5 protein-coding genes and 5 tRNA genes are annotated in these 6,678 nt (G+C 31.1%); all 10 read right to left on the bottom strand.

The genetic code is table 11. The features are described 5' to 3' along the window. The coding region (gene csm5 / locus VIL26_09140; protein HEY8391086.1) for a type III-A CRISPR-associated RAMP protein Csm5 at positions 1 to 989 on the bottom strand (989 nt) is incomplete at its 3' end. Then, entirely contained in the window at positions 970 to 1,983 is a 1,014-nt protein-coding gene (gene csm4, locus VIL26_09135; protein ID HEY8391085.1) for a type III-A CRISPR-associated RAMP protein Csm4, read from the bottom strand. The genes csm5 and csm4, both read right to left, overlap by 20 nt. Continuing rightward, the gene (gene csm3 / locus VIL26_09130; GenBank protein HEY8391084.1) at positions 1,964 to 2,722 is read right to left on the bottom strand and encodes a type III-A CRISPR-associated RAMP protein Csm3; all 759 of its coding nucleotides are present in this window, start codon (positions 2,720 to 2,722) and stop codon (positions 1,964 to 1,966) included. The genes csm4 and csm3 overlap by 20 nt, the downstream gene beginning before the upstream one ends. Before the next feature lie 10 nt (positions 2,723 to 2,732). Then, a complete protein-coding gene (gene csm2 / locus VIL26_09125; GenBank protein ID HEY8391083.1) occupies positions 2,733 to 3,257 on the bottom strand; it encodes a type III-A CRISPR-associated protein Csm2 in 525 nt (174 codons plus the stop codon). Further along, entirely contained in the window at positions 3,250 to 5,670 is a 2,421-nt protein-coding gene (gene cas10 / locus VIL26_09120; GenBank protein ID HEY8391082.1) for a type III-A CRISPR-associated protein Cas10/Csm1, read from the bottom strand. The genes csm2 and cas10 overlap by 8 nt, the downstream gene beginning before the upstream one ends. Before the next feature lie 338 nt (positions 5,671 to 6,008). Further along, positions 6,009 to 6,093 (bottom strand) — tRNA-Tyr (locus tag VIL26_09115). Positions 6,094 to 6,099: 6 nt separating this feature from the next. Next, positions 6,100 to 6,175 (bottom strand) — tRNA-Thr (locus VIL26_09110). 32 nt (positions 6,176 to 6,207) lie between these two features. Further along, positions 6,208 to 6,283: transfer RNA gene (locus VIL26_09105), tRNA-Phe, on the bottom strand. A 100-nt stretch (positions 6,284 to 6,383) separates the two neighbouring features. Beyond that, positions 6,384 to 6,460 (bottom strand) — tRNA-Asp (locus tag VIL26_09100). 5 nt (positions 6,461 to 6,465) lie between these two features. Continuing rightward, positions 6,466 to 6,542 (bottom strand) — tRNA-Ile (locus tag VIL26_09095). Positions 6,543 to 6,678 lie beyond the last annotated feature (136 nt).

Raw genomic sequence — 6,678 nt, 5'->3', positions numbered from 1 at the left:
ACCTTTAAATCAATTTTTTCAAATGCAATTTCTATAGCGCCGTTTTCTTGTAATTTGCCATTAATTTGGGTACATTTCAGGCAAAGCGGGAACACATCATTTTTAGCTTTATCATTATCTTTTTCTTTCTCTTTATCTTTTGATTTTTTTGACAATAGACTTTCGGCTATTTGCGAGGCTTTCTCTTTATATACTGGATAGATAATTGTTTTGGTAGGATAACCTGTATATGCTCCTAAATATGATATAATTCCATTATTTTTGCTTTTAGCAAAAATTATATCCTTCCCTCCAAATTTAGATAAATAATATTTATCATACGCCGAATATGTTGTTTTCAGATGGTCCTTTATTTCATCGATTTTTATAATTTTTTCATCCAAACTCAAAACAGAATTTATCTGGGTGCCAGGCTTTAAAATTTCTATATATTCGTTAAGGTTACTTTCTTTTCTTTTCTTAAAGTTATACCTATAAACCTTGTTAAGCATCAAATCATCCGTACTTATTGGCTTGCTGTCAGATACTGATATTGCAGAACTTATTTTTTGAATATCTATTTTTTTATTATCTTGGAAAATGCCTGAACTTATTGAATTGATCAGCATACCTTTTATGCTGCTGCCAGGCACATAAGGTTGATTATTGTGATCTTTAACAAAAGTTTTGATTCTGCAAAAACTGCCTAATTCAATACCTTTATTTATCTTATATTCAGTTAAAGAGTCTATTGCATAATGATATAGCCTTAAGTTTACCAAAAAATCGTACAATGACGCCGCTTGATTATTTTTATAAGCATGTAAATTTGCAATCAGTTCAAGATAACGATCATAATTTTTACCCAGCAATTCGATTAATTTTTTTTGATTAATTATGCGTATAAAATCACTTTTTTTATCATCAATATATTCGTATTTTTGAATTTCTTCGCCTGAGCCTATAAAAACACTAGTAAGCACGGTTATATTAATTTTGTAGTAATTCATAATTTTGTACTCCAATCAAAAACGGCTTCAGATATCTATACACTTTGTGATTGCCGCCATTAGAAACATCAAAAATGTCTCCTTCAAAAATCTCATCAAAAACAGACCCTTGAGAAAACACAAACATATCTCTCTTTTTTTGCAATGTATCGGAATAAGTACTTGATTGAATAAATCCGCTCCGTTTTAGCAACATATAACTAGCGTTTTTTTGAACTCTATTTAACTCATCTTTTTTTGGAAAGCAAACAGTTAATGTCATATAAGAAGAAAAGTTTTTTAGGTCAAAATGTTGTTCAAACATTTCTAATTCTTGGTTTTCATTGATTAAAATACATTTTTGAACAGCATACTTTCCTAATCCGCTGCTTGTTTTGCCCCCTATTCCGCTAAAACCTAATGTTGAAATTAAAGAAAATATTTGGTCAAAATCTTTTTCATGTATTCTTAAAATCAAATACAAACCGCTATTTTGTGAAAAGGTATATGTTCCATAAAAAAACGGTCTGGGATCCAATAATCTATTTTGATAATTCCCAAACGGTTCTTCTATCTGAAGCTGCGCTCTTATTGATGCTTTTCCTATTTTTTCTATAGTTTCCAAATCACTTTTTGGATCATAAGTTGTCAAGCCTTCTTGATGCATACCTAAATAATTTTTTAGGTTTTTTATATTTATATATTTCAAATTTTTGAACAGCTTTCTGTCTATATTCTCCTGGCTATTGACTTCAATATTCATTATTGGTTTGGGTATAAAATAATCATCTTCATAATATGGCATCAAGTCAGATATTAACGCGCCGTTTTTAAAAATCTGATTAATCTTTTCTAATTGTTCAATGCCGCCATTTCTCAAGCTCTCTATCAGCATTGCAGAATAAAATGTATCAGCATGAATCGTTTCTGCTGACAAAGATTTGTCGGGCGTTGCTTGATCATTGCCAAAATGAACTGATGTTAAAAACTTTAATTTAATCAAATAGTTTTTCATTTGCATAATTATTGGTATCCTTCAAAATCGCGTTTAATTTTTTTAACAACTCATTTTCTTCATTTTCTTCAACGCTTTTTACATGAAGATTATTAAACGCTATCCTGCCATAACCTCTTGTGCCGTTACCGCCCAAATAATCTAATTGCAATAATTTTAGACCTTCTGCCAATATATTAAAGTCTTCTTCTATTTCCTGTTCGTTTTCAACATTGTAAACTAATTTGAATTTGAAAACCGAACCTTTTACAACTCTTTCTACTTGCCTTGGTTTTGCTGCACCTGTTTGCCTGTTAATAGTGTTTTCAAATTTTATTTCTGTCACTACATTGCTAAGCTCTTGATTATTAGATATAAAGCAATCAAAGAATTGCAGTCTTGACATATAAAACTGGGAGTTCTTTGAATTTTTATCTTCGTTTTGGGTATTAATCTCGGCTTTTTGGGAATTATTTTCTGCATTTCCGTTATTCTCGGTCTTTTCGGTTCTTGTTGAACCGCCAAATAATCTCATGATATAAGGGCCATCTTTAGAAAAATCAAAAGAACCTCTTTCTTTTGCCAATAACGACCTGATCTTTCCTTTTAGGCTGCTTCCAGGTATAATCGGGAGCATAGTTATAGGATCTTTTACGACTACATTGTTAACTGCTCCAATCGCAGCAAAACTTTCTCCCCCACCGATATGTAATCCTGTATTAACTTTTATTTCGCCAGTGATTATCAATTTTTTCATCATTGCTCCTCCCTTAATCTTTTCCGCCGAAGTATTTGTGATATGCTATAAGCGCTTCTACATATTTGCTAAAAATAGTCCATTTTTGTACATTGTCATCAATGCATAAAATCAAATCTATTATTTTTGATTTATCAACAAATTCTTTTACCTTTGAATTTTGTGGTTTTGATTTTTTTGATTCATTTTCGTCTTTGCCGCATGCGTAATAAATTTTTACGATCAAATACCTAATATCGTTTTTAATTTCTGGCGTGATTTTATTTTCTGATAAATTAATCTTTAAAGTGATATTATTAATTAGCGATAATATATTTCGTATTTGGTTAGTAGAAACAACCTGATCTGAATTCTTAAACAAATCAAGCATTACTGTCTCCGCTTCTTTTACAAAGTCCTTTTCTATCTTGCTAAAGAACTCTGGATCTGGTTTTTTGATCTGCGGTAGTTGACTTTGAGATTGCTTCTCTTTTGACTGTTGGCGACTTTTAAAATCTGAGTGATTATAGCCGTTGGGTTTCTCTTGTTTATTATTCATTTTCTTTCTCCCTTTTCAAATAAATATATAATGTTAAAGCCGCAATAAGTTGTTTCCGATCATTGTTTTGATAATTATTTAGGCCAGTTTTTGAATCAATGCCATTTTTTGACCATTCATATATTTTATCAATAAATTCTCTGTCATTTTTTTGTTCTGTATCCATATCGTTTTGAATTCTTGCAAGCGCATAAGCTAATCTTGCCAGATTGATTTTATCGTATTCTATATTGCGTATATAATTTAGGAGATTATACACTTGAGACATATTGCTTGAACCGTTTTCTGAGATTTTATTATTATAATGACTTAATAAGAAGTGAAGTTTTTCATTGATTACCTTATCTTCCAGCTCGTCCCATTTAAAGACATTGTTTGGATTTTTATCAAATAATGCAATGCAATTTTTACCGCTCATTTTGGCATAGTTTTCCAATTCGCCTGTTTCAGCCGCTATTGCAGAAAAGGGGTAACTTTTTGGATATATGCCAAAACCTGCAGAAAGAGTTAATTTTTCGCATGTGTATTGTCTGAAAAGTTTGTAAAAGTCAATTGCAAACTCAAGCACTTCATTCCAGCTGCCTACTATAAACAAGTCATCGCCACCGCTATAAACTATGGATATATTTCTTGGCGAGTCTTGAATAGTATTGGTTAAAGACACTTTTTTGTAGTTGTGATTGTCGGATATACGATTTATGAAATATTTGAAAAACATTGATAAACTTTCAGAAAAAGCGGTTGCCCTAGATATAGTTGAATAATTTTCTTTGATTTCAATATCAAAACCATTTATAAATGTTTTGCCCAAATCATCTACATCTGCTCTTAGAACGCCTAATCTTTCTATTCCTATACTCTTATTGGCATATTCATCAAAAGTATAGCCTTTTATATTATAATCGCCCATAAATATTGTTACTTCTTTGTTATAACCAACTTCAAAAGAGTTTTTGGAATATAGTCTGACAATATTTTGAGACGGCAAATTATTAATTTCTTCTCTTGTAATTTGATCTCTTGGACAGGTTTGAAAATAATAGTTTTTATTTTTATATGAAAACATCTTAAGTGTTCTTCTTTGGTCTGTTTGATCTTTTGTAAACACAAACACAATGTCTTTTTTTAGAAATTCGGAGCCAAAATCTATTAATGAATTGCATATGTCGCAAATATCTTTGTCTGTTTTGCTGGGTAGTCCGCACACCCTGCATTCGCGAGTATGTTCTTTTGCACTGTCATTGAGCTTTTCTATTTGATCAAAATCATATCTTTTAAGTTTTTTTATAGATAATTCTTTTGATAACGACCTGAAAATGTTCTTATAGTTTTTCTTATCTTTAAGCGTTTTAGACATTAATTCCTTTCCAGAACATTCAGTCAACGCTCCTGCGACGTATAAAGCAATACCCATATTATCTATAAACCATTCGTTTTGCTTCTTTATAATGTCTTCAAACTTGGTTTTGATTTGAGGAGTATTTCCTATCAAAAGATAAAAATGTCCGCCGCCTGAATAAAGAAGATTGCATCTTGAATATCCTAATTCATTCAAAATTTCATCGATCAGATTTTCCATGACAAGTTCAATATAAATTGATCTTGCTCTTAGCTGCTTTTGCGCACTGGCCGTTGTTATTGTGTATATAAATTTTTGAATACCGCTGATGTCAACGCTCGCCATTAAAAACGCTTTTTCATTTCTAAATTTATAATTATGTTTAAATATCTCGTATTTATAATTATTGCGATTATTGTAAGACAAATAATCGTACATACTTGTAGCTATACAAGCAGTAAGTTTGCTATGCAAAAATAAAGATATGTCGCATATTTGGTTTGTACGAGTACTTGAAGGGACATAATATAAATTAGATTTTATTAATTCTAACAAAGTATTTAAATAACCAGGCTCATCATAAAAATTATTAATATTTATTAATTCGTTTTTTAACTTATCTGCAATTTTGCCATAATGTTGTGAACTTAAATCATTTTTTTCAGATGGTAAAATAAAATCTTGAATTAAATTATCAGAAACATTAGAATAATATTTTGGTTCAGTCTTTTCATTTATCAAGCAAAAAATACTTTGTAGAGGAGTTTTTCTATAAAATGGACTGTTAATTTTATTATCTTTATCATTTTTTCTATCAATACCAGCTGCAATGTTATCAGCTTCACAAATTATGTAAGAAATATCATCTTCTTTAATTTTAGCGTTTATTAAGTGCTCCCAATGATGAAAATTAACAGCGTTAATTATATTAGCATCAAATATAGTCTTTGTCCGCGAATTAACTTCTTTCAAAAACTTAACACCTAATTCAGAATGATTAGTATTTTTTCCGCTTCTGTAAACCACTTTTCCAACATCATGTAACAATGATGCAACGGCTATTTCTTTTTTCATTTATTTTCCCTATATAAACATATATTTTTATATAACTACATAATAACACAAAATAGTCTGTTTTTCAACATTATTCGTAAAATAATACTTATAACATATAAAGTTTTAATTGAAAAATTAATTTTTTATTATGCTTATAGTTAAAAAAACACGATTTAAGGGAATAAAATCTATAAAATACTTGATAAAAAGAATATTTCAGGCTCTTAGAATTAGTTTTAAGTTTATTTAATTATGAATTTTGATTGAAATTAACTCTCTTGAATATGTTATATATCTAAAAAAAGATTACTAAAAAACAAAAAACCACTATTAAAAATAGTGGTTTTAATTTAATTTGGTGGGAGGGGGTGGATTCGAACCACCGAAGTCGGAGACGGCAGATTTACAGTCTGCTCCCTTTGGCCACTCGGGAACCCGCCCACGAAATGGAGCTGGCGAACGGAATTGAACCATCAACCTGCTGATTACAAGTCAGCTGCTCTGCCAGTTGAGCTACGCCAGCAAAAAATCTTATTCCAAAGGTGCCTTGCCAAATGGTGCCTCGGGGCGGAATCGAACCACCGACACGAGGATTTTCAGTCCTCTGCTCTACCGACTGAGCTACCGAGGCAAATTGGATGCTTCCTTTGGGGCTTTTAATAAAATTGAAGGCTTTTTAATTAATTTTCCAAAATGCTTTTATAAAACATTTTGGAAAACAACCTTTAATTTGGCGACCCGGAAGGGGTTCGAACCCTCGACCTCTAGCGTGACAGGCTAGCGTTCTAACCAGCTGAACTACCGGGCCAAATATGGTGGGCCTTCAGGGACTTGAACCCCGGACCAATCGGTTATGAGCCGAGTGCTCTAACCATCTGAGCTAAAGGCCCATATCAATTTAGCTCACTTTTTAAAAACATCGGTCTCTTGCAAAACCGACTATAAAAATATACAATATCTTATCCCAATTGTCAAGAAAAAAAACTAATTTCCTGAACTATTTTTTTAATAAATTTTTGGCAAAAA

This window comes from Clostridia bacterium (assembly GCA_036562685.1).
Taxonomy (GTDB): Bacteria; Bacillota; Clostridia; order Christensenellales; family DUVY01; genus DUVY01.
The sequence above is the reverse complement of the archived record's forward strand: the minus strand, read 5'-3'. Positions and strand labels throughout refer to the sequence as shown.

What these genes read in the sequence shown, in the direction of transcription:
- csm2 (HEY8391083.1), bottom strand. Translation starts at nt 3,257, where the DNA reads ATGAATAATAAACAAGAGAAACCCAACGGCTATAATCACTCAGATTTT.
- csm4 (HEY8391085.1), bottom strand. Translation starts at nt 1,983, where the DNA reads ATGAAAAACTATTTGATTAAATTAAAGTTTTTAACATCAGTTCATTTT.
- csm3 (HEY8391084.1), bottom strand. Translation starts at nt 2,722, where the DNA reads ATGATGAAAAAATTGATAATCACTGGCGAAATAAAAGTTAATACAGGA.
- cas10 (HEY8391082.1), bottom strand. Translation starts at nt 5,670, where the DNA reads ATGAAAAAAGAAATAGCCGTTGCATCATTGTTACATGATGTTGGAAAA.